Source organism: Sporomusa rhizae (assembly GCF_041428845.1).
In the GTDB taxonomy this organism is placed as follows: Bacteria; Bacillota; Negativicutes; order Sporomusales; family Sporomusaceae; genus Sporomusa; species Sporomusa rhizae.
In genome coordinates, this window is record NZ_CP156925.1 from 5,159,658 (window position 1) to 5,180,467 (window position 20,810).

22 protein-coding genes are annotated in these 20,810 nt (G+C 45.2%); 4 read left to right on the top strand and 18 right to left on the bottom strand.

The genetic code is table 11. The annotated features are described in order from the left end of the window. Positions 1-27: 27 nt before the first annotated feature. The 4 genes from SRRS_RS24120 to SRRS_RS24135 form a co-directional block, all read right to left on the bottom strand. Entirely contained in the window at positions 28-1,158 is a 1,131-nt protein-coding gene (locus SRRS_RS24120; RefSeq protein WP_371363961.1) for a M20/M25/M40 family metallo-hydrolase, read from the bottom strand. Positions 1,159-1,197: 39 nt separating this feature from the next. After that, positions 1,198-2,472 (bottom strand): C4-dicarboxylate transporter DcuC, encoded by a 1,275-nt coding sequence (gene dcuC, locus SRRS_RS24125; protein WP_371363962.1) that lies wholly within the window; start codon positions 2,470-2,472, stop codon positions 1,198-1,200. Positions 2,473-2,669: 197 nt separating this feature from the next. Continuing rightward, on the bottom strand, positions 2,670-3,977 hold the full coding sequence (locus SRRS_RS24130) for a helix-turn-helix domain-containing protein (protein ID WP_371363963.1): 1,308 nt from the start codon (positions 3,975-3,977) through the stop codon (positions 2,670-2,672). A gap of 32 nt (positions 3,978-4,009) precedes the next feature. Next, positions 4,010-4,150 (bottom strand): hypothetical protein, encoded by a 141-nt coding sequence (locus SRRS_RS24135; RefSeq protein ID WP_371363964.1) that lies wholly within the window; start codon positions 4,148-4,150, stop codon positions 4,010-4,012. Between the two features lie 590 nt (positions 4,151-4,740). Between SRRS_RS24135 and SRRS_RS24140 the strand changes: the two genes are divergently transcribed. From SRRS_RS24140 to SRRS_RS24150, 3 genes are all read left to right on the top strand, one after another. Continuing rightward, positions 4,741-5,244 carry a MarR family winged helix-turn-helix transcriptional regulator gene (locus tag SRRS_RS24140; RefSeq protein WP_371363965.1) on the top strand — a complete coding sequence of 168 codons (504 nt, stop codon included), beginning with the start codon at positions 4,741-4,743 and terminating at the stop codon, positions 5,242-5,244. 94 nt (positions 5,245-5,338) lie between these two features. Continuing rightward, on the top strand, positions 5,339-5,644 hold the full coding sequence (locus SRRS_RS24145; RefSeq protein ID WP_371363966.1) for a hypothetical protein: 306 nt from the start codon (positions 5,339-5,341) through the stop codon (positions 5,642-5,644). A 5-nt stretch (positions 5,645-5,649) separates the two neighbouring features. Continuing rightward, complete coding sequence (locus tag SRRS_RS24150; protein WP_371363967.1) at positions 5,650-6,918, top strand: M24 family metallopeptidase; 1,269 nt, start codon at positions 5,650-5,652, stop codon at positions 6,916-6,918. Between the two features lie 345 nt (positions 6,919-7,263). Here SRRS_RS24150 and SRRS_RS24155 read toward each other — a convergent pair whose 3' ends face one another. Together SRRS_RS24155 and SRRS_RS24160 are read right to left on the bottom strand one after the other, a co-directional pair. Further along, positions 7,264-8,043 carry a TIGR03943 family protein gene (locus SRRS_RS24155; protein WP_371363968.1) on the bottom strand — a complete coding sequence of 260 codons (780 nt, stop codon included), beginning with the start codon at positions 8,041-8,043 and terminating at the stop codon, positions 7,264-7,266. Then, the gene (locus SRRS_RS24160; protein ID WP_371363969.1) at positions 8,040-9,080 is read right to left on the bottom strand and encodes a permease; all 1,041 of its coding nucleotides are present in this window, start codon (positions 9,078-9,080) and stop codon (positions 8,040-8,042) included. Before SRRS_RS24160 ends, SRRS_RS24155 begins: the two co-directional genes overlap by 4 nt. A 100-nt stretch (positions 9,081-9,180) precedes the next feature. Between SRRS_RS24160 and SRRS_RS24165 the strand changes: the two genes are divergently transcribed. Continuing rightward, positions 9,181-9,615 carry a Fur family transcriptional regulator gene (locus tag SRRS_RS24165; protein WP_371363970.1) on the top strand — a complete coding sequence of 145 codons (435 nt, stop codon included), beginning with the start codon at positions 9,181-9,183 and terminating at the stop codon, positions 9,613-9,615. Positions 9,616-10,053: 438 nt separating this feature from the next. Here the strand turns inward: SRRS_RS24165 and SRRS_RS24170 are convergent, their stop codons facing one another. From SRRS_RS24170 to SRRS_RS24225, 12 genes are all read right to left on the bottom strand, one after another. Then, entirely contained in the window at positions 10,054-11,997 is a 1,944-nt protein-coding gene (locus SRRS_RS24170) for a TonB-dependent receptor plug domain-containing protein (protein ID WP_371363971.1), read from the bottom strand. Positions 11,998-12,036: 39 nt separating this feature from the next. Beyond that, complete coding sequence (gene hutW, locus SRRS_RS24175; protein WP_371363972.1) at positions 12,037-13,431, bottom strand: heme anaerobic degradation radical SAM methyltransferase ChuW/HutW; 1,395 nt, start codon at positions 13,429-13,431, stop codon at positions 12,037-12,039. Positions 13,432-13,451: 20 nt separating this feature from the next. Then, a complete protein-coding gene (locus SRRS_RS24180) occupies positions 13,452-13,970 on the bottom strand; it encodes a flavodoxin family protein (RefSeq protein ID WP_371363973.1) in 519 nt (172 codons plus the stop codon). 52 nt (positions 13,971-14,022) lie between these two features. Next, entirely contained in the window at positions 14,023-14,754 is a 732-nt protein-coding gene (locus tag SRRS_RS24185) for an ABC transporter permease (RefSeq protein WP_371363974.1), read from the bottom strand. Continuing rightward, entirely contained in the window at positions 14,754-15,545 is a 792-nt protein-coding gene (locus SRRS_RS24190) for an ABC transporter ATP-binding protein (RefSeq protein WP_371363975.1), read from the bottom strand. The genes SRRS_RS24185 and SRRS_RS24190 overlap by 1 nt, the downstream gene beginning before the upstream one ends. After that, positions 15,493-16,299, bottom strand: coding sequence for an ABC transporter ATP-binding protein (locus SRRS_RS24195; protein ID WP_371363976.1), 807 nt, complete (start codon positions 16,297-16,299; stop codon positions 15,493-15,495). The genes SRRS_RS24190 and SRRS_RS24195 overlap by 53 nt, the downstream gene beginning before the upstream one ends. Next, entirely contained in the window at positions 16,296-17,303 is a 1,008-nt protein-coding gene (locus tag SRRS_RS24200) for a FecCD family ABC transporter permease (RefSeq protein WP_371363977.1), read from the bottom strand. Before SRRS_RS24200 ends, SRRS_RS24195 begins: the two co-directional genes overlap by 4 nt. Further along, positions 17,300-18,274: an ABC transporter substrate-binding protein gene (locus SRRS_RS24205; RefSeq protein ID WP_371363978.1), complete on the bottom strand. Its 975-nt coding sequence runs from the start codon at positions 18,272-18,274 to the stop codon at positions 17,300-17,302. Before SRRS_RS24205 ends, SRRS_RS24200 begins: the two co-directional genes overlap by 4 nt. Positions 18,275-18,325: 51 nt before the next feature. After that, on the bottom strand, positions 18,326-19,090 hold the full coding sequence (locus tag SRRS_RS24210; protein WP_371363979.1) for an energy transducer TonB: 765 nt from the start codon (positions 19,088-19,090) through the stop codon (positions 18,326-18,328). Positions 19,091-19,095: 5 nt separating this feature from the next. Then, entirely contained in the window at positions 19,096-19,506 is a 411-nt protein-coding gene (locus SRRS_RS24215; RefSeq protein WP_371363980.1) for an ExbD/TolR family protein, read from the bottom strand. After that, the gene (locus SRRS_RS24220; protein ID WP_371363981.1) at positions 19,503-20,123 is read right to left on the bottom strand and encodes a MotA/TolQ/ExbB proton channel family protein; all 621 of its coding nucleotides are present in this window, start codon (positions 20,121-20,123) and stop codon (positions 19,503-19,505) included. Before SRRS_RS24220 ends, SRRS_RS24215 begins: the two co-directional genes overlap by 4 nt. Before the next feature lie 62 nt (positions 20,124-20,185). Next, positions 20,186-20,392, bottom strand: coding sequence for a Com family DNA-binding transcriptional regulator (locus tag SRRS_RS24225; protein WP_371363982.1), 207 nt, complete (start codon positions 20,390-20,392; stop codon positions 20,186-20,188). Positions 20,393-20,810 lie beyond the last annotated feature (418 nt).

Consider the following 20,810-nt stretch of genomic DNA (forward strand, 5'->3'; position numbering starts at 1 on the left):
CAATTTGAGTTCTTTTTCCTGTCCGTCTTACCTACTAGCAGACCTATATATTTCTTTCACTAGTTCCTGAATTAAATCTCCACATTTCACCATGTCGGAAATGACAATCTGTTCATCTTGCGTATGATTCTTAGAATACCCCAAGGCTATGCCAATTGCCTGAATGCCGTTGGCATTGAAATGGTTACCATCCATACCGCCGCCGCCAGACGTAAAATTGGCTTCGATACCAATATTTCGCATTGCCCTGGCGGCAATCTGGGCAACTGCATCCGTCTCATTTATCGAAAAGGCGCGGTAAAGCATTTGCATACTCACTTCGATCTCAGTCTGATATTCATCTGCGATGGCTGCAAAGATTTGCTTTACTTCTTGCAAATACTGTTCCATTTCGTAGTCATTAGTGCTGCGGGCTTCTCCCAAAATCTCAGCATAATCGCATACAACATTAGTAGCGTTTCCGGCATGAAAAGACCCAAAGTTTGAAGTCGTACACGGACTAATGCGCCCTTCCTTTAGCCGACTCAACGCAACTGCCGCAACTCTAATGGCGCTCAGGCCTTTTTCCGGTTCATTGCCAGCATGGGCACTCCGTCCCTTTACGCCAACCTTAATCTTGCATTTTGTCGGTGCCTGCGTAATAATACGCCCAATTCTGCCTGGCGCATCAAAAACATACGCAATCTGCGCCTTCAGTTGTTCAAAATCAAGATGCTTGGCACCTACAACTCCTATCTCTTCACATACTGAAAAAACTATTTCGATGTCACCGTGCGGCGTATTGTTTGCTTTAATTTTACGTATTCCTTCTAAGATGGCACACACACCGGCGATATTGTCAGCTGCCAGAATTGAGTTTCCATCGCTCGTAATAATACCTGTATCCGCATGAACGACCGGGTTAATATTACCAGAATTCATTACGCGATCCATATGCGCCGAAAGCAACACGGTCGGAATGCCGGGCTCCCCCTTTAAGCGGGCTATAATATTCCCCGCATTGCCACCAACCTTTATCGCCGAATCATCTTCCGTGACCGCAAGACCAAGCGCAGTTAATTTATCTTTTAAAACATCGGCAATCCTTCTTTCATTACGTGATTGCACATCAATTTTAACAAGTTCAATAAACTCTTTTACAATTAATAACTCTTTCATTTCGTACCGCCTTCTCCTAGTTGATCACCGTTTACCCATTTAAATCAGGAGTAATGCAATCGCAACGCAAAGCGCTGCTATCATGGCCAGTGAATTGTATTTTATAACATCAAGCGGATTAACCTTTGCAATACCTGCACAAATAATAACGCAACCGGCAACAGGCGACATAGATCTCCCAATTCCACCTGACAATACGGCTAATGACCCCATATGCATTACATCCATACCAAATTGCGACGCATGCACACTAACTGCTTTGTTAAATGCGATTGACGCCGCCTCTCCTGAACCAGAAATAATAGCCATGCCAAGCGGTCCCAAGATAGCTGCCGCCTTAGCAATCGCCGGAGAAGTAGTCATATAATTAATCAAAAATTTGATTAAGCCTAGTGCCTGCAGGCCTGCAACGAATATATTGGCTGTAACAATTAAACCAAAAATCTCACCAAACGAATCCCCCATGCCTTTAAAAAAGACCTTGGTGACATTCTGCGGATTCGAGCGAGTAATCAGAAGTGTAAGCATTCCGCCGATAATCATTGCATGAGACACTTCCATTTTAAGCGCCGGAATCATTTGCGTATTGCCGATAAAGAGAATAATTAGCGGGAAAAGCGGTAGTATGGCATATAAGTAGTTTAATTTGAAATTCTCAAGCTTACCCTGTTCATTTTCGTACGGCTTTTCGATACTTGCGTTCTGTTTTTGCTGTTTCTTTATCCACCTTGAAGTTAACATCAGCACAATTGAACTTGCGACAACAGAAGCAATGAGCGGTACTGCAACCGTAGATACAAAAGTCATAGGCGTGCTTTTAGCCAATTCCGCAACAATCGTTGGATGTACATGGCCGGGATTTAAATTGCCGCCGTATAAACCTGCCAGAATGGAAGCCGCTGCAACTGGCGCAGGCACCCCCGCCGAAATCAGCAGCGGAATGAAAATAACTCCTACTGCAGCAGACGTTCCTGCAGCACTAGGAATGGAGATGTTCACAATCGTTGTTGCTAATGAAACGCCAACAATCAAAAACGGCCCCATTTTCTTTAAAATCTTTATAAACACAGCAATTAAGTGCTTATCACACTCTGTTGCTTTGATGACCGCAGCAAACCCCATGCTAGCTATAATAACTTCAAATATGTTACTTTGCTTCATTGATTTTGAAAACTCAACCAAAGCTCCCGCCGGATTGCCAGCAACGCACGCCAGCAAAAGACCGGCCCCAAACAATACCATTCTTGTTTCATAACGTTTAGCCAACATGTAAAGCATCCCGCAAATAATTAAAACACCTGCTGCTATTTGCATAACCACACTCCTTTTTCCTTCATACATAACCGATTGTAAAACTCAAATGTTTTCCCAGCAAACACCACCGCGTATATTATATTTTATTTAAGGGACTATTTTCGGTCACGACTATAATTATTTTATCATCCCAAAATATACTTGTAAATATAGGCCAACTCATAAATGCATACCGACATGAAATTGGGACAGGCATGTTAAGCCTGTCCCAATTTCATGCAATATAGCTTTCTAGGTCGACCGCGCGGGTTTGGATTCTCCTCCCCCGCTTCTATGGCAATTCCGCATTCCTCCAACCTGGCAATGATCCTCCTCGCGCTACGCGGTAAAATATGCATATATTGCGCCAAGTCCTGTGCGCTAATCGTATCGCTCTTTTTTTTCTCCATAATCCCAACAATTTTACTCAAAGTGGCAACGCTAATCGATGTTTTGTAACTGATACTCTGGAGCTCATCCGAGAAATGCGAATAGGTTAACTGTTCTTTTTTCCCAAGCGGTCCCGTGATAGTTTTATCATCAAAAACAATCATCCAAGTACCCTTTTCATATCGTTTGGCATTCCGTAAAGCTGTTGTCGCATTAAACTCTGCTTCATATGCCGACAAGCCTATGCCGATGCCGCATGCAATCAATTTGTGTTCACTCGCTTCAAATTCTTCTATTTGGGGAATTGCACTAAAATTGTCAGTGATGTATTTCAATAAACCACGTGTTGTAAAAACAAAAAATTTTCCTTGCCCGACTGATTTTAAAGATCCTCGTACTTTCTTGGCGTAAGCAATAAGTTTTTGCGTAAGCTTAATTTCCTCATTATATATTTCATCAGTAGAGTACACCTTTTCGTCATCAGTCAAAATGCAAAACTCAAATACCTGAACTGTAATTTGTGCATCCTTGACGATTTGCAAATCAAATTCCCTCAACATATTATAAAACATACTTCGAATGCTAAGCCGCACCGGCAAAACCCGGTAAACCGGCACTCCGGCTTCCTTCAGCATATCTTTAACCTTGTCTATGCAGGTTACGGCCGCCTTTGTCTTACTGTTTTTCCACAAATCGTAATGATACTGAAATACTTCATTTACCGGCGTCTGCACACAAAAGTCATTAACAAAAATGGTATCACCACATTGGATATTCATCTCTGCCAAACCACGTTTTATATCATTATAAGGAACTGTATCAAAACTGATATCTTGAATTGCAAGGTTTGCGTTGTAAAATATTTCACACAACGTCTTGAAGAGACTTGCACCGCGATATGGAATATGAAAAAGCGGCTTTCTCGACCCGCCCCACTCTTTCACATATAAATAAGCGCACGGTTCCAACAGCAGCCACATGTCTGTTTCATCCTCTTGCGCTTGTATAATAGAAACGGTATCTTCCCTAGTATTAAACGTAAAATAACGAATTGAGAATTTCGGATATTCATTGCTAATTTCTTCAACAATTTTTATGCATGCTTCATCGCCAATTACGCCCAAACGAATTTTCAATTTATGTTTACTCCTTTCCTACTAGGCATTCTCTAATTTGAATCTTTATCACCATGTTCATTTGCGAAAAACTTCTTAATATGCTTATTAAAATCAGATTCATACAACCTGTCCTGTATAAACCGTTCTTTGTCCAATACATAGCCGCGAATGGCAAAATCTCGTAAAATCATCGTTGCCCACTGGAGGGACAAGGGGAGAGGGACAAGGGGACAGGTTCATTGTCCCAATCAGATTCTATCAATCACGCTCTTCGATATCCCAGTTATCCTTGATAACTGCCTTATCGAGACATCCTGCATGGCCTTCATCTTTCTTATTATAGCATCTCGCTCTTCCTTTTCCATCCTCTGTAATGCACTGCTACTGGAAATCCCTAATTCATTCAAATATTTCATCACTGCTTTGTCGGATAGATGTGCCGTCCCTTTATTGTCCAAGCATTTATCAGCGGTAGCCTCATATTGTACAATACAAATCGATCTATAGCCTTGTCTCCCCCTTTCAAGGCGATTAAGTAACTGCCTGGACGAATGGCTTTTATCTATGTCAAAGAAGCGTCTCTTAACCATTATTTTAATTTAGACAATAAAAAGGTTGCTGATAGCAATCAATAACTGTTGACAATAGCAACGAATTACAGTATTTTATAATTAACGAGCCAGCTTATTACAAAAGAGCGCATCGGTAGGGTTCGCAAAGACAATTTACGATGATGCCACAACATAAGAAAGTTTAGATCAAACAGATTGGAGTGACATAATTGAACAAAGAAGAATCATTAAAAGACACATTAGAAGACAAGGAAGAATATGATTTCGGTGTAGGCTTTGACCCTTTTAAGATAGAAGATACGCTTGGTTTTATCATCAATAGAGCGGCAATAATCATTAGAAAACGGCTAGCAAAAATGACAAAAGAGGCGGGATATGACATTACGCCTGAAGAATTCGCATTACTCAGCAGACTTTGGGAGGAAGACGGAATTCAACAAACCATACTGATAGAAAAAACATTAAAAGATAAGACTCGAGTGACACGTTTGCTTACCCGCTTGATTGAAAAATCCTATGTAACTAAAAAGACTGATGAGGCGGATCGCAGAAACTATATTATTTATTTAACTGAAGAAGGTTATGCCATAAAAACCGATATTGTTAAAATTGTTAATAAAATAATGGAGAATGCTTCTAATGACATTGATCAAGACGAAATTAACGTAACTAAAAAAATCCTTAGAAAGATATTTCAAAACCTAAATGAATGATTAAAGAAAGGAGGACTTTCTCTGGCTGAATTAATAGAAACTCTGCATCATGGTTAACAACGTAAATAATATTTTAGCACTAAGGAGAGATAAGATGTCAATTGCAGGAACTTTTGATATTACCGCAAAAACACCAGTAGGTGAACAACCTGGCGTTTTCGTATTCGTTGTTGAGGGAGAACGATTAACCGGTTCATTCACTACACCTAAAGGCACTGTTGATTTAACGGATGGAAAAATTATTGGTAACAAGTTGGATTTTTTCACAAAAATCCCTACTCCAATGGGTAAAATGAAAGCCCATATTACTGGAGCAGTTGAAGGTAATCAGCTAACTGCAGTAGCAAAATTACAGTTAGGCTCAGCTCAAATTCATGGCATTCGAAGAGAGGAGGCGTAACCATTATGAAAACTCAGCCACCTTTAAATGTCCCCACTTTTTCACTGGCCGAGAGAGATCGCCGTTGGACTATAGCTAACCAAATAATGGGTGAAGCGGGATTAGATGCTTTGATTATCTATGGTGATCGCGAGGGAGCTTCCCCTGCGCCATTTTGTCCAGATACCTATTTTACGAACGATCGCCCAGGCTCAATTGTACTTTTCCCAAGAGGACAAGAACCAATCGCTTTCGTTATCATACCAACTGTTATTGGAGACCACATTCAAGCGGGATATGTTAAAAAATCCGGCTGGTTAAAATCTGAAAATATTTATGTTGGAAAAATGGGTTCTAAAGTTGTTGAAGTTATTGAAGATAGAGGTATGCAGAATTGTAAGTTTGGGGTTATTGGCTTAGAAGCATATCCACCTTTTCATTTTGATGGATCGATGCCATATAATACTTGGCAAACCTTATTAGAAGAACTTCCAAATGCAACTTTCGAAACTGTCGGCAGCCGCTTCTTCGAATTAACTGCGGCCAAAAGCGATGAAGAGCTTGCTGTCATCAAATGGTCAGCTTCTACCGGCGAAAAAATGTGTCAAGCGATGCTTGATGCAGCCAAACCAGGTGTGCGTGAAAGTGAAATTTACGCTGCTGCTGTAAAAGTCTGTGCAGAAAATGCTTGTTTTACATCAGAGATCTTACTGGGTTCTGGCCCAGAACATGTAGGCTGGGGAGCACCTGCCTGGTTATATCGCCCCGAAGAACCACGAGTCATTCAGGAAGGAGACATCATATTAGCTGAAGTATTTTCTTCCTTTGGCATGTTAGAAACACAGCACCAGCTAGCAATCGCAGTTGGTGCAGTTCATCCGGATTTTGAAAGAGCCGCTAATGCAGCGCGAAAATCATATGAAGCGGGCGTAAAGGCTCTTAAGGCGGGTACGACTTTTGGTGATATAGTTGAAGCTATGAAGGCTCCGATGCATGATGTTAAGAATTGTTGGCATGTTCATCCGCTAATACACTCGATTTGCCCTTTTGGTTTAATAGGGGTAGGCGACAGGATGCTCGATGTACCTGAAGCTAAAAACTATGGCAGCAAAGTACTGATGATCCCCTCTATGGGGCTAGAAACAGTTCTAAAAGCCGGTATGGTATTTGCTTTTGAGCCTAACTGTGCTATTGGTAAAAAGGTAGTTAACTTAGGCGGTACGGTAATTGTGGGTGAAGATGGTGGTATTGAATTAAATAGTATCTCAACTCGTTTAACTCGAGCTAAATGGTAAACCTACATAATATTATAAAATCAGAACGACCTGGGCCAGCGCCTAAAGGCGCTGGCCTTTCACTTTGTTCAAGCCTTATGCCATTGACTCGTTGCCGCCCTTAAAAAGGTATTTATATTATACGTTCCCCTTAAAACAGTTAGCAATCCGTCAGGTCTTCCATTCTTTCGTCAAATTCCATATGAATTCTTTTCATAAGCACGTCAGGGTCTATGGGGTAATATAGTACCGGCTCCGATACACTGGACAGAATAAATCTTTGTTTTTTAGACTTGTTAGAGTTTCATAATTTGAGTAAAGAAGATACGTTTCATAGAGAGACTTTGATTTTTTAAAGTCTCTGTTTTATTCGTACCCAGGATATACGTAGGGACGGGCGGGTTCAGGCACGGGCTTTGCAGTGGTAATTTTGATAACAGGAATATTTTGTTCCTGATCTTTTCCCATTTGGATAATTCCACGAATGTTTAGCCAGGTATCTGGCGGGTATTGCCCTGTATGTTCTGACTCACATTGCAGTCCGTAGGGACTGGCATCTGCGGCGCAGCACACAACCACATAGCGGGCCAATGCCATGCGGGCAGCAGGAAATGAAGCATCCTTTATTACAAATCCGGTCATTTCAATCTCCTTGCCAATATACTCTTTTGGAAAATTATTAATTTCAAACATTACTTCCGTGTAGTTGATATCTGTTACCTGAATGAGCCGGACTTGGGCTAATTGCTTTGCAAGCGGTCTGGGAACACTTTGCCGGCCATAGGAGTCGTCGATAATAAGGCGTGAGTTTAGTCCCTTATTGGCCGCGACACTGGCGTCCAGGTTATTGTTGGGCAGAAAGGCAGCAGCTAACAGTGTCAAAATAAAAGGCAGGCAGGATGCTTTATGGTTGTGGTTACAGCAATGGTCAGAGCTATGTCCTGAATGCTGGCAAAAAATCAGAGCAGCCTGAACGGCACTCATTACAAAAAGCAGACAGCCTGTTAATTCCATAAGTTTAGCAAAGCGGGGATTAATAAACTTAGCTAATTCCCCGGTCTGAGTAAGCCAGGCCAATAGTAGAAAAAAACCCACGAGAACGATAGTACGGAAAACTGCAGTTATAGAAATAGCAGAGTATTTCATATTATAAGACCCTCCGTCAAGAAGATATTGAGCAGATAGGCACTGGCCCAGCACAGTATGCTGGTAAGCAGAATAAGTGCTATGACCAGACGGAAACGGAAGGTGTGAAATAACATGAAAGTATTCTTTAGGTCAATCATGGGGCCGAAAGTCATGAAGGCAAGAAGCGAAGCAAGCGTGAAGGTACCACTGAAAGAAGCGGCAATGAAGGCATCTGCGGTAGAACAAACGGAGACAAGGAAAGCAAAAACCATCATAGACGGTATGGACGAATCAGGGTCTTTGCCTATGCCCATCATAACTGCACTCGGTATTAAGGTCTGAGCAATAGCACTAAACAACGCCCCGAAAATTAAAAAACGACCCATTTCAAAAAATTCATCGCAGACATCTGCTAAGACATTAAAACAACGGTCATAGCCGGTCTGGCGGGAGTGACTGTGATGCTGTCCGCAACCGCAGGGCTGGCTGTGGTACTGTAGATTAAACTGAAGCTTCAGTCCGGAGCCACGGAAACAATATCCCAGGCAGAGCGCTACACCTGCCGCAACAACAAAAGCCATCGACAAACGGAGCCACATCACAGCCTGGGTATTAAAAGCAAACGCGGTGGCGGAAGCTACAACCGGATTAATGACAGGCGCGGCAAGCATGAACGCGATACCGGCAGGCAGGGGTACCCCTTTAGTAATGAGCCGGCGGACAATGGGTACTATCGCGCAGTCACAAACAGGGAAAAGTACCCCCAGGAAACAAGCCGGTATGATACTGTATAGTCTATTTTTTGGCAGCAGACGCTGAATGAGCTGTTCGGACACAAACTGGTTAATAAGAGCAGAAACGAATACCCCTAGAAGAATAAATGGCAGTGCTTCAATAATGATACTCAAAAAAATGATTCTTAGATTTAGAATGTCACTCCAGTTCATATTTACAATGGTTGATAAAACGGCATTCAGTATTCCTTCTCTATCCGGCATCTTCTCACCCCTGGCTTTTTCATTGTTAAGAGCGCTGGCTCTTATCCCATAATCCAAAAAACTTACACCTAAAGTAATATAATGCCGGTTGATGACATTTATGCCTAAAACAAAGTATAATCGTAGGTAGTATAATTATTAAGTAGGAGGATACGAATTGGAAGAATTTATTGCTGCACTCCGCAGTCACGGCTATAAAATAACACCCCAACGCCGGGCGGTAATTGGCGCACTCCGAGCTTGTGGCAAGTTTACCACTGCTCAACAGGTACTGGATCATGTAAAAGAAAATTTTCCTGATATGAGCCTGGATACCGTTTACCGAAATTTAAGCTTATTGACTAATTTAGGGTTAGTTCATGAAATAAACACCCGGCGTCGCGATGGTAACATATTTGAAATTTCCTTGGCAGAGCATCATCATCACTTGGTGTGCCTGGAGTGTGGCAAAGCGGAATGCTTAAATTTTTGTCCAATACATGCCGATGAGGTGGCAAAAGCCGAAAAAAACGGCTTTAAGGTTACTTTTCATTCGCTTGAATTTTATGGCTACTGTCAGGATTGCCAGGGGGATAACCCAAAGAGGCAATGATTTGCTGTGCGGCTAGTGTCAGACGGTTATAATCAGGTTTTCCAAGCCCTTCAGAGCGGGGCAGAAGCTTTAGTCGTTCTTGCTTATTATCAGAAAGAGGATATACGTTCTGATAATAAGCAAAAAAAGAAGAACCAAATAAAATGCACATAATATGTGTATCTTATTCGGACCTTCATGGCCTATTGTTTCGGTATAACAATATGGTCATCGTTAAATGCAACAATACCAAATGGAAGTCTGAATATCGATTACGTATATATATTAAGTTGATCATAATTCATTTCTGAATTAAGCACTTCATTATACGCTATCTGATGGCCCATTTTGACATGACGAATCCTCCATTTATATCCAACTGGCCCCAACCCGTGCGTTGCACGGGTTGGGGCCAGTTTCACCGTTATACTCGAAAAGAAGGTTTGTTTTTATGAGTTGCTAAAATTTCATTTTTATTCCTGTACGGTAAATAGTACCGTTAATCCAATTATCATAATCCTTATAGTTGAAAATGTTATCTACGCCTAAATAAACGGTAGTCGTCGGGTTAAGTTCTTTACTGACCAGAGCATTCCAGACGGCATAAGATTTCGTATTTCGATCAGAATCAATGACATCCCCTTTCCAGGTTCCCCATAAGTTCCCGGTCAAGCCTTTCTCGTTATTAATATAGGACAGGCTGGCGCCAATTAAATGCCGGGCCCGATCCTCTAAGCGAATGCCGTCCTTTTTGTTTTGCGCATCCAAGTAGGTATAGTTGACTTTAAACTTCAGTTTATCCGTAAGCTGGTGTCCGATCTCTGCTTCAATGCCCTGCATACTTGCTTCCGCAATATTATTATACGATTTGACTTTAATTTTTCCTCCGGGCAGTATTTCACCAGTATCGTATGTATTGATCAGATCTTTAATTTCGTTATGGAAAATTCCGATTTTCCCTGACAGCGGACCATTCTCTCCTTCCCAGCTCAGGTCATAGTTGACTGACCGCTCCGGATCAAGATTAGGATTACCAACAAAATAGTATAGTCCACCCATTTGGAAGGAGTGATATAGCTCAGTGGTTGTTGGTGTTTTAAAACCATACCCGATGTTCGCCTTGAGGCGGCTGTTAGGCTTAAGTTTATACGTTGCACCGAGTTTAGGGCTTAAAGCGCCGGAAAATTTATCACTGTCGTCATAACGCAATGCAGAAATAACGAGCAAACGGTCATTAACGACCCACTCATCCTGCAAATAACCGGCATAATAGTCTAACTCCGCCTCAGATCCCGCCGAAGTTTTTCCTTCACGCTTCAGTATATAGGGATTCTTGCCGGAATTGATCCGGGTCCCGCGTACCTCTTCCTGCCGGTATTCGGCACCGTAGGTCAAGATGTGGTTTTGATTCAGAACGGTGCTGGCGTTGGCCTCCAAAGTGTTAATCGTGCGTTTAATAACATCAAAGCTGCTTAAAGCACCTGTATTTTTGTTTCTGCTTTCATAATCCTTTTCATAGACGGATTGATAAAAGCGGATTTTATAGTCTGTATCTGTCGTTTTTCCTTCATATCCAATATGGTAACCTGTTCTCTGATTATCATTGACATAACGGGTATTACCGCTGATGCGCTGTGTATCTTCCTGCAGGTAGTCCAGACCAAAAGTGATTTTTTTCTGATCATTCAATTGCCATTCACCTTGAAAGTTAAAGGGACGGCGCGTGCCATAATAGTTATTGGTATCGCCGTTACTTTGCGTAAAGGGGTCTTCTTTACGCTCACCGGCACTCAGAGACCAGCCGAAACGTCCCTGTTTGCCGGCGTCATAGCGAAATAACCAGTTGCGGCCGTTACTAAAATCATCGGCTTTACGCCCTTCCAGTTCCAGGCTTACCTGCGGTTTATTCGGCCGTTTCGTAATAATATTAATCACGCCACCCATGGCGTCAGAACCGTACAAGGCACTGGTTGCCCCGCGGACAATTTCTATCCTTTCGACATTCTCCATACCGATGCGGTCAATTTCAAAGGAGTTGCCGCGCTCCAGCGATACCTCACCACTAATCCTTCTGCCGTCAATCAGGATAAGAACATGCCGCGCATCCGAGCCGCGAATGGAAATCGTCGATCCCTTCATGCCGTCCACACCAAAGGATATGTTGGTCGCTGTTTCTAATGCTTGCCGCAGCGTTGCCGCTCCTTTCGCCGCCAGTTCCTTCTGGGTGATAATTTCGACTGACGAGGGGACATCTTTTACCTCTTGTTCAGTCCGTGTGGCGGTGATGACAACATCACGGGTAGCTACCGCCTCTTCCGCCGCATAAACGGGAGTAAGCATCCAGGTTGCGACGGACAAAGTCAGCAAGACATTGCATTTCTTTCTTAAAAGTATTTTTTGCATAAAATCCCGGCTCCTTGTTTTCTATTATAAAGACTCACCCTAGGACATGTTAGCTTGTACGACCTGCTCACCCGTAATGAGAGCGTTTAGGCATTCCAACACCGATTGCGCAATATTCATATACCAAAATTGCCCTGCAACAGTCAGCCGGGCGGCAGTGGAGCCAAAATGCATCAGTCCCCGCGCTTCCCATAATTTCAATAGCGGCTCAATCTCCAGGACATCCGATCCGTATTGGGCCGCTAATGGCCGTATCGCTAGATAACCCTGCTTTATCTGCCCGAGAATGGCATTTTGCAATCCGTGAACAGCGTGAGGCTGCCTCATGCCTTTAATCGGTTTCTCCCCCTTGTCAATACTGGCTAGATACTGCTCCAACTTTCTTTCCAGCGAAAGCGAAACACCGTTAATAGAACCACCGGCGCCGCAGCCGAAGGGAAGGACTGCATTGCCATTCTTGGTCAGAGTGTTATACATATTGCGTTCGCGGTTACTTTTTGCCCAGTGACAAACACTGATGCGCGAAAATAAATTATCTGCCAAGATTGCCTCTGCCGCCGCAAACATCCTGGCTTGCTCTGCGGTTGAAGCCGCCGGTGGCAGGAGTCCGGTATCAATGGATCTTTTCAGTAAGCTGCTTTCATAAACATTTAATTGATATAAGTCCCAGCCATCTATGTCCGCTGTACTTAAAAGTGCCAGATCCTCCAGCCAAACTTCCCAATCTTGGTACGGCAATCCATACATTAAATCAATAATAACTGCCGCCTGCTCATAATGCGAAAGCTGCTGCAACCGCTCCAGAATAAATTCCTTGGCATCCAGCCGCCCGACCGCCTGACGCACAAGGGTATTGAAAGACTGTACGCCAATCGAGATACGGTTGACTCCGTTTTCCAGCCAAGCCTCCATCTTGCCCGGAACTAAATCATGGATCCGCGCTTCCAGTGTCAATTCGTAATCATTGGCCAAAGGCAAGTAGGATCGGATAGCCTGCAGCAGCCGGGCTGCGTTATAGGGCGAAAGGGTGCTGGGAGTACCGCCGCCAATATAAACAGCATGAACCAGTCCGCTGTTTATATAGCGGTCATGTGCGCTCATCGCTAGTTCACGAATCAATCGGTCAATATAGGCGGTTTCTCTCTCTTCAGCAGATATATTTTGGAAAAAACCGCAATACAGGCAGCGCTTCAAACAAAATGGTATATGTAGATAGGCGACCCGCTTGCCCTTTTCTGCGGGTTGATGCATTAGTTTCTGCCACGTGGTCTGCCATTCTTCCGGTTGTATCGCGCTGCCGCCAAGCCCGGCATGAATCACGCGTTTTTTGATAAAAGATGAGGTCAGTGGATCGCTGGTTTCCATGCCCACCAATAGCTCGTACTGTTCGGGGCTCATCGCGGAAAAAAGTTGGTTTAATTTATCGCCTGTCAAGTCGCAGCTCCCTCCTTAACCTAATGAACCAGGCTTATTTTCGTTAATAGTGAAGCAAAGATCTCCTGCGCTTTTTGAAGATCGTTGGCATCCGGATGCTTGGCTGCCTCGCGATGACGCGCTTCCCGTTCAGGCGTCATCGCATGGGGGTGGCCCTCAGGCAGGTCTTTAAACTTTTCCAGCAGGCGCGAAGCTACTTTTCCCTGACAAATAAAACTTCCCAGCAGCTTATTGTCATCTGCCAGCAATGCGGCGGCGTTAGCCATCGATTTGGCGGCATGTTCGGAATCCGGATAGGCACCGAGCGTGGCAAAGAGCGCCACTTTTTTCCCATGGATGGTCCGCAGATAGGCTTGCGTTTTGTGATCAGCAGTTCCCCGGTCCACCCAAAAACCAATAGCAATGAAATCATAGTCATCCGCCGGCGGAGCAGCCTCAACCGGAAAAATATCTGCACCTTCATCAAAGATCTGTGCAATCGCTTCTGCGATTTTTTTCGTATTACCGGTAACGCTGGAATAAACAATCAAGTGTTTCATTGGATAAGCCTCCTTCGAAAAATTTTTCAGGTGTAATTTATCGTTGGCAAAACTATTCATTATATTGTTTCAGCATTTGCACTCCCCCCAATAACAGGAACATGCCGGCGATGCCTAGCAGCAGAATAGGTTGTGCGGCATTCTCCCATGCCTCTGTCCGCAGCAGATTATTGGCCAAACTCAACGGCAAAGCGGCTACCACCGGCTTAACAAGTACCGGAAGATTCTTAATGGGGAAAAATGAGCCGCAGAAAAAAATCATTGGTGTAATTAAGAAATTGTTGACCAGTGAGATTTCGTCCGGATCAGACACCCATAACCCTACCGCCATGCCCAAAGAGGCAAAGCAAAAAGCGGTTAAAAACATACCGGCAATCCCGATGACGGATAAGGCGGGCGCAGCAAACAAAAAATAGGCAATACTGTACAGCAAGGTTCCCATCAAGAGCCCCCGGGTCACGCCTGCCAGTACAATACCCAATCCTGTCTGCAGCGGTGAAATCGGGCTCATGACCAGGGTTTGAAAGGTGCGAAAATGTAACCGGCTGACACTGGTAGATAACGACGTCTGCTGAAAAGCATTGAGCATAACCGTTATCCCTAAGATTCCTTTTGCTAAAAACGGGACATAACCGCCAGGGACATCAACCCGCGAACCCAGTCCCAAGCCAAAGGCGAATAAATAAATAACCGGAAATAAGATGGAAGAAAAAACATGACCCAGTTTGCCAATTTTCTTTTTCATCAGCACCATTTCCCGGACGTATACCGCATACCACCCCATTAGGCGCTCTCCTCCCGAATGAGTTGCAGAAAGGCTTTTTCCAAGGTTATCTGCGATTCCGTTTTATTGGCGGCAAGCGCTTTTAGCGTCTCCGGCGTACCGGTGACCGCAACCCTGCCGGATTTTAGCAAGGCAATCCGGTGACACAATACTTCGGCTTCATCCATATAATGCGTAGTCATTAATATGGTTTTACCCTCTGCAGCCAGATTACGGACAATCTGCCAAATATCTTGCCGCACATCAGGATCAAGCCCGACTGTTGGCTCATCCATAAGCAATAGCTGCGGCTGCGGCAGTAGAACCCGCGCAATCAAGGCCCGCCGCACCATACCGCCTGATAAAAGTCCAACTTTCTTGCTTCTAATGTCGATCAGATTAAACTCCTCCATAAGTTCTTCGACTCGCCGGCGGGGATAAGCGACAGCGAACAGGCGGGCATACAGCAGCAGGGATTCTTCGACTGTCAATTCTCTTTCCAGGTTACTTTCCTGCGGTACAAGACCGATAAAGCGTTTGCGTTCCAACATAGGCACCGCCTTACCGTCTGCAAAAAAATCCAGGCTGCCGGCATCCGGGCGGCTTAAGCCGGCAATCATTTTTATCAGCGTGGTTTTGCCTGCTCCGTTCGGACCTAACAAACCAAAAATTTCGCCCTTGCCAACCTGCAGAGAAACCTGATCAACAACGGTATCTTTGCCATATTGCTTGGATACCTGCCGCAGACTAAGGACACTCTCAGGCGCCGCAAGACAGGCAAATGTCGTGGGGGAAGCAGACAAGATGCTCATCACCTCCCTGCTTAACCGTCATTACTGTCGTTTCCACTCCATACAGTTGTTTGAGCGTATTAGCGGTAAAAACCTCATTCACAGCACCGTCAGCAAAGACTTTCCCTGCTTTTACCGCAACAACCCGCTGACTGAAACGAGCCGCATGATTCAAATCATGCAATACCATGACAACGGTGATCTGCCTTTCCTGATGAAGCCGCTGCACCAGCTTCATCAGCTCCAGCTGATGAAAAATATCTAAATACGTTGTAGGTTCATCCAGCATCAGGATTTGCGGTTGTTGGGCAAGAGCCATGGCTAGCCAGGCTCTTTGCCTTTCACCGCCTGATAAGGTATCTAAGCGGCGGTGCACAAATTCCGTCATGCCGGTGGCAATAATCGCATCCATCACCTGGCTTTTGTCTATCTCACTCACCGTAGCAAACATACTTTGATGCGGCGAACGACCATAAGAAACTAAATCATGTACCGTAATATCGCTAGGCGCCTGCACCGACTGCGGCAAGACCGCCATAATTCGCGCGACCTCATTAGGCGGCATACGGTGAATGTCTTTGCCGTCAAGCAAAACACTGCCGGTTTTTGGTGGCAAAAGGCGGCAAAGAGCTTTTAATAAAGTGGATTTTCCTGAACCGTTCGGTCCTATAATCGAAACCATTTCCGGTTTATCAATACATAGATCCAGGCGTGTCGCGACCACTTTTGCTCCGTATCCCAGAAGAACAGAACGCGCTTCTATACAATGACTCATCGATGCATCCCTCTCTTTCGCAACAAATACAGGAAGAACGGAGCTCCCAGAAAAGCCATGAAAATACCGACCGGAAGTTCTACCGGGCTGAAAACAGTGCGCGCCACAGTGTCGGCCGCCACTACCAACGCGGCCCCAAGCAGAGCGGAGCATGGCATCAGATATTCAAAATCGGAACCAACCATCATACGCGTGAGATGCGGTACAACCAGACCGACAAAACCCAGTAGTCCAGCAACGCTGACCGCAGACCCCGCTAACAACGCCGCCAGTCCGACCAATAAAATCCGGGCAGTTTCCACACGAATTCCCAGTCCTTTAGCTACTTCATCGCCTAACTGCAAAGTGTTCAGGTACCGGTAGCCAACCAAGGAGCCAATGATACCGACAAAGCTATAGGGCAAAATCATGCGCACATGTTCCCAACTGCGTCCCTGAAAACCACCAACCATCCAATTAACCGTTCCCTGCACTTTATCAGAATGGAAAACCATCAGTGTGCTCATGCCGCCGCCAAAAAATGCGGCAACCGCCACTCCCGCCAAAATCAATCGCAGCGGATGAACACCACGCTCCCATGCCAATGTAAATACGACAGCTAAAGCAATTAGCGCTCCCGCAAAAGCAGCGACCGGCACAAGTGCACTATGGGTCGGCCATAGAATCATTACCACCATGGCAGCCAATCCTGCTCCTGACGAAACGCCGATAATTCCGGGATCGGCCAGGGGATTGCGCAAAACTCCTTGCAGAATGCAACCGGCTAAAGCCAAATTCATGCCGGTAAAAGCACCGACTAATAGACGTGGCACACGGATATTGCGAATGATTTGATACGACTCGCTGCCGCTTTGTCCGGATACTGCCGCCCCTATTTCCGCTATAGTGACATTCACAGCTCCTACCATGACACCACTAAGCAGCGCAGCCAGAATGGCCGCAAAGCCTAAGACACTGACCCATGTTCGCACTCTGGCGCGCGGATCTACATTGCATTCGTTCACGGCTCTGCCACCTCCGGATAGACCAATTGTTCGAGCAGCGCCAACGCTTCGCCAACCCGCGTGCCGGGGTTAACGGCAAACAAGTGATAGGGCAGTATATGCACCCTGTTATTCATTACCGCTTTCAGGCCTTGCCAAGCAGGATGCTTCGCCAATTCATTACGAAATTTCTCGCCCACTTTTTCATCAGAGCTATGGGTAATTAATAAAATGGCATCCGGATTTTTTGCGGCTACATATTCCATACTCAGCGGCACATAATTCATTTTTGCACTCACAACAGTCTGCGTGTCGGCAATATTTTCCGCGCCGATCCGTTGCAGCAAATCACCGGAGAAACTGCGCGGAGTCGCCATATTGAAGCTTTCGGTAGAACCCCAGACAATCAAGACTTTGGGCGCAGGGCCGGTACGTCTTTTATCAATTACTTTCCGGTATGCATCTTCGATACCGGCTATTGCTCCGGCCGCCTGTTCCGGCTGTCCGGTCAGTTCACCGTAAAAACGCAGAGTATCGAGAATCTGCTGGTAGTTATCCAATGTCTGCAGCAGAATTGGGATACCGGCCTTTTCCAAAACTGCGAGCAAATTGTGATGGGGCGGCACATTGACACCCAGTATCAAGTCAGGATTCAGCGCCACCAGCTTCTCTACACTGGGGTTAGCGGTAGTGCCAACCGCAGGAATGGACTTTACCGCCTCTTTAACTTCCGGCGAAAGCGCTTCTGTCGTCGGCTTGCCAACCACACTGCCGCCTGCGGCATAATATAAATCAAGATTCGAAGCATTCAAAACAATGACCCTGTGCGGCCGGGTGGGAATTTGCACTGTCCGGCCGGCGCTGTCTGTTACTGACCGCAAACTCGCTGTATCCGCTTGTTTACCCACCAAATCATCTTGAAATAAAGCCATCCCCCCCGCCAACATAGCTATGATTAAAATACTCAATATCATGCCAATCCGTTTATGCACTTTTCCACCTCATCATGCCATACATGCTATCATCAACACCTTTCCGGCCAATTACGGCAACAACTGATAACTAATCGGTATTTTCATCGCTACCGGGCGCCCCAGCCCATGCCGGAACGGAGATACACGCCGGACCACTGCAGCGGCAGCCTCATCCAGCAAAGAAAATCCCGACGATTTTTCAACCCGTACTTGCCGCAATTCGCCACCGGCGCTTAACTCAACAAATACGGTAACCACCCCTTCATACCCCCGCTTGCGGGCGATATAAGGATATTCCTTATGTTTTTCCACCTCGGCCAGGAAAGCTAAAATAGCACCATCAATGTTAGGCGCTGTACTTTCCCCGCTTCCCGAACTAATGCCAGAGCCGCTACCACTGCCTGTGTTTCTACCGGTTCCCGGTCCTGCACTTATGGCCGTACCATTCCCCATACTTATACCCGCAGCATTTCCGCCTACCGTCGCAGCCATCGTCTTACCGGCATTATCAGACCCGGCCTGCGGCAAATTCGTTGTTTGTAGTCCAGCAGTTGAAAAATTCCGCATTGGTTCCGACGCAAGCGATTGATTGGACGCCTGCGAAGATATCCCCGGTGTGGCAGGCAATCCAGCCGCTTTTTCCGCAGAATGAATAGGAGCCCCACCAGTACCACTTTCGCTGCCACTAACTAACGATAAATCAACCACAATATATTCTTCCGGCGATTGACGGGCAGGCAGATTCCCTATCAATAATCCTAGTAAAAGTATCAGCATGAAATGGATAATGCAGGAGATTCCAAAGGCTTTGGGCCAATATGCAGCCTGTGTCACAATACTCACCTCTGCTTATGCTGAGCCGCAATGGCTAATTTTTGTACACCGGCTAATTTTAGTTCATCCATAACAGCGATCACTTTGCCGTGTTCGACAGATTGATCAGCCCGCAAAACAACGGCTTGCTGCGGCTGACTGGCCATTATCTGCCGAAGCCGCCCCCGCAATGCTTCTGGCGCTATTTCCTCTTGTTCCCAATGAAGTGTGCCTGAATGTGAAATGGTGATCGTCAGCGGTTTCGCCACATCCTGTTGAACCGTCGCGGCCAGCGGCAAATTCACCGGCATAGTTTTCTGATAAACCATATGTAAAGTGCTCATCATAAAAAACACCAATAAAAAGAAAATAATATCAATCATCGGAATAATCATCAATTTGGGCGAACTTTCCACCCGGTACGCACGAAGCTTCATACTTGTTCACCTTTGACATTTTCAATAATAAACGCGCAGCTTTTCTCAATCTCTGTTATCAAGGCGTCGAGACGATGGCAAAAGTAACTATGCGACACCAAAGCTAAAACCGCTACGCTCAATCCGGTCGCCGTCGCCACCAAAGCTTCACCAACGCCACCGGTTATCGCCGCCGGATTGCTATTATTCACGTTAAATACACTAAAGGAGCCAATCATGCCGGCAACCGTTCCTAATAGTCCCAACAGCGGTGCCAGAGTAACAACGGTATCCAGTTGTCCGAGCTGCTTGCGCAACTGGGCAGATTCCCAGGCGGTAACATTTTCAAATGCCTCCTTCATCCCCGCTATATCGCCGCGATAACGCAGCCCGGCAGCAAGAACGCGCGCAACCACTCCCGGTGATTGTTCGCAAATCTTACTTGCACCCGCCCAGTCGGCATTACTAATTTTCTCTTGCATATGCTGAAAGAATCCTGGTGACTGCCGATTGCTGCGACGATAATAGCGCCACCGTTCCAACACAATTGCTACAACGTAAATGGAACACAACAAGAGCGGATACATAACTAGTCCCCCTTGCTGGAATAACCGTATTGCTTCCCGTATACTATCCATAACCGCACCTCTCACAAAAAAATAAAACCCCGTGCATCAACACGGAGCTCTTGGCTCTCTCCTCATTCTATATGGCTTTGGGGGCAACCGGCATTGGCAGTGTACCAGTTGAAATCGTTCGCTTCCATACACTGTATATGGCCGCATCTAGGACATTTTATTTCCACATACTTTATACAACCTTTAAATAACAGACGATTGCAATTAGGACAACGAAACGTTCTTGGTTCTGCATTCTGGACTGTAACTGTAAGAGAAACTTTTCGCATGAGTTCACCTTCCTTGGCATAGTCGGCAACAATGACGCATGGATGGTTATCTCCAAAAAAGAAACCTCCGTGCTATACATTTGTTGGCACGGAGCTCTTAGGCTCTCTCTTAATTGATAATGGTTTTCATTCTCAATGACATTATAAAATAGGAGCTCCTGTATGTCAAGTATAAATATGGGGCATGTGTGTTTAACTTGTGATAATGTCACCTTGTAGATTATCGCGATAAAATGTCACTTACTTGCTCATAAAATTATTTGAAATGTAGCAACCTGTAAGAAAGGAGGTTAGCATAAGCAAAAAAGACTTGGCGTATGCCAAATTCTTTAGGACGCCGGCAAAGCCGTCTGTATCCTAAGAAGTATATTTTATCAAAAAAGAGGTATTTTTGATATTATAGAAGGTCCATTATTGC

Coding starts and splice junctions, on each gene's coding strand:
- SRRS_RS24120 (WP_371363961.1), bottom strand. CDS start 1,158: ATGAAAGAGTTATTAATTGTAAAAGAGTTTATTGAACTTGTTAAAATT.
- SRRS_RS24135 (WP_371363964.1), bottom strand. CDS start 4,150: ATGATTTTACGAGATTTTGCCATTCGCGGCTATGTATTGGACAAAGAA.
- SRRS_RS24190 (WP_371363975.1), bottom strand. CDS start 15,545: ATGAGCATCTTGTCTGCTTCCCCCACGACATTTGCCTGTCTTGCGGCG.
- SRRS_RS24225 (WP_371363982.1), bottom strand. CDS start 20,392: ATGCGAAAAGTTTCTCTTACAGTTACAGTCCAGAATGCAGAACCAAGA.
- SRRS_RS24220 (WP_371363981.1), bottom strand. CDS start 20,123: ATGGATAGTATACGGGAAGCAATACGGTTATTCCAGCAAGGGGGACTA.
- SRRS_RS24185 (WP_371363974.1), bottom strand. CDS start 14,754: ATGGGGTGGTATGCGGTATACGTCCGGGAAATGGTGCTGATGAAAAAG.
- SRRS_RS24150 (WP_371363967.1), top strand. CDS start 5,650: ATGAAAACTCAGCCACCTTTAAATGTCCCCACTTTTTCACTGGCCGAG.
- SRRS_RS24170 (WP_371363971.1), bottom strand. CDS start 11,997: ATGCAAAAAATACTTTTAAGAAAGAAATGCAATGTCTTGCTGACTTTG.
- SRRS_RS24145 (WP_371363966.1), top strand. CDS start 5,339: ATGTCAATTGCAGGAACTTTTGATATTACCGCAAAAACACCAGTAGGT.
- SRRS_RS24180 (WP_371363973.1), bottom strand. CDS start 13,970: ATGAAACACTTGATTGTTTATTCCAGCGTTACCGGTAATACGAAAAAA.
- SRRS_RS24155 (WP_371363968.1), bottom strand. CDS start 8,043: ATGAAATACTCTGCTATTTCTATAACTGCAGTTTTCCGTACTATCGTT.
- dcuC (WP_371363962.1), bottom strand. CDS start 2,472: ATGCAAATAGCAGCAGGTGTTTTAATTATTTGCGGGATGCTTTACATG.
- SRRS_RS24195 (WP_371363976.1), bottom strand. CDS start 16,299: ATGAGTCATTGTATAGAAGCGCGTTCTGTTCTTCTGGGATACGGAGCA.
- SRRS_RS24215 (WP_371363980.1), bottom strand. CDS start 19,506: ATGAAGCTTCGTGCGTACCGGGTGGAAAGTTCGCCCAAATTGATGATT.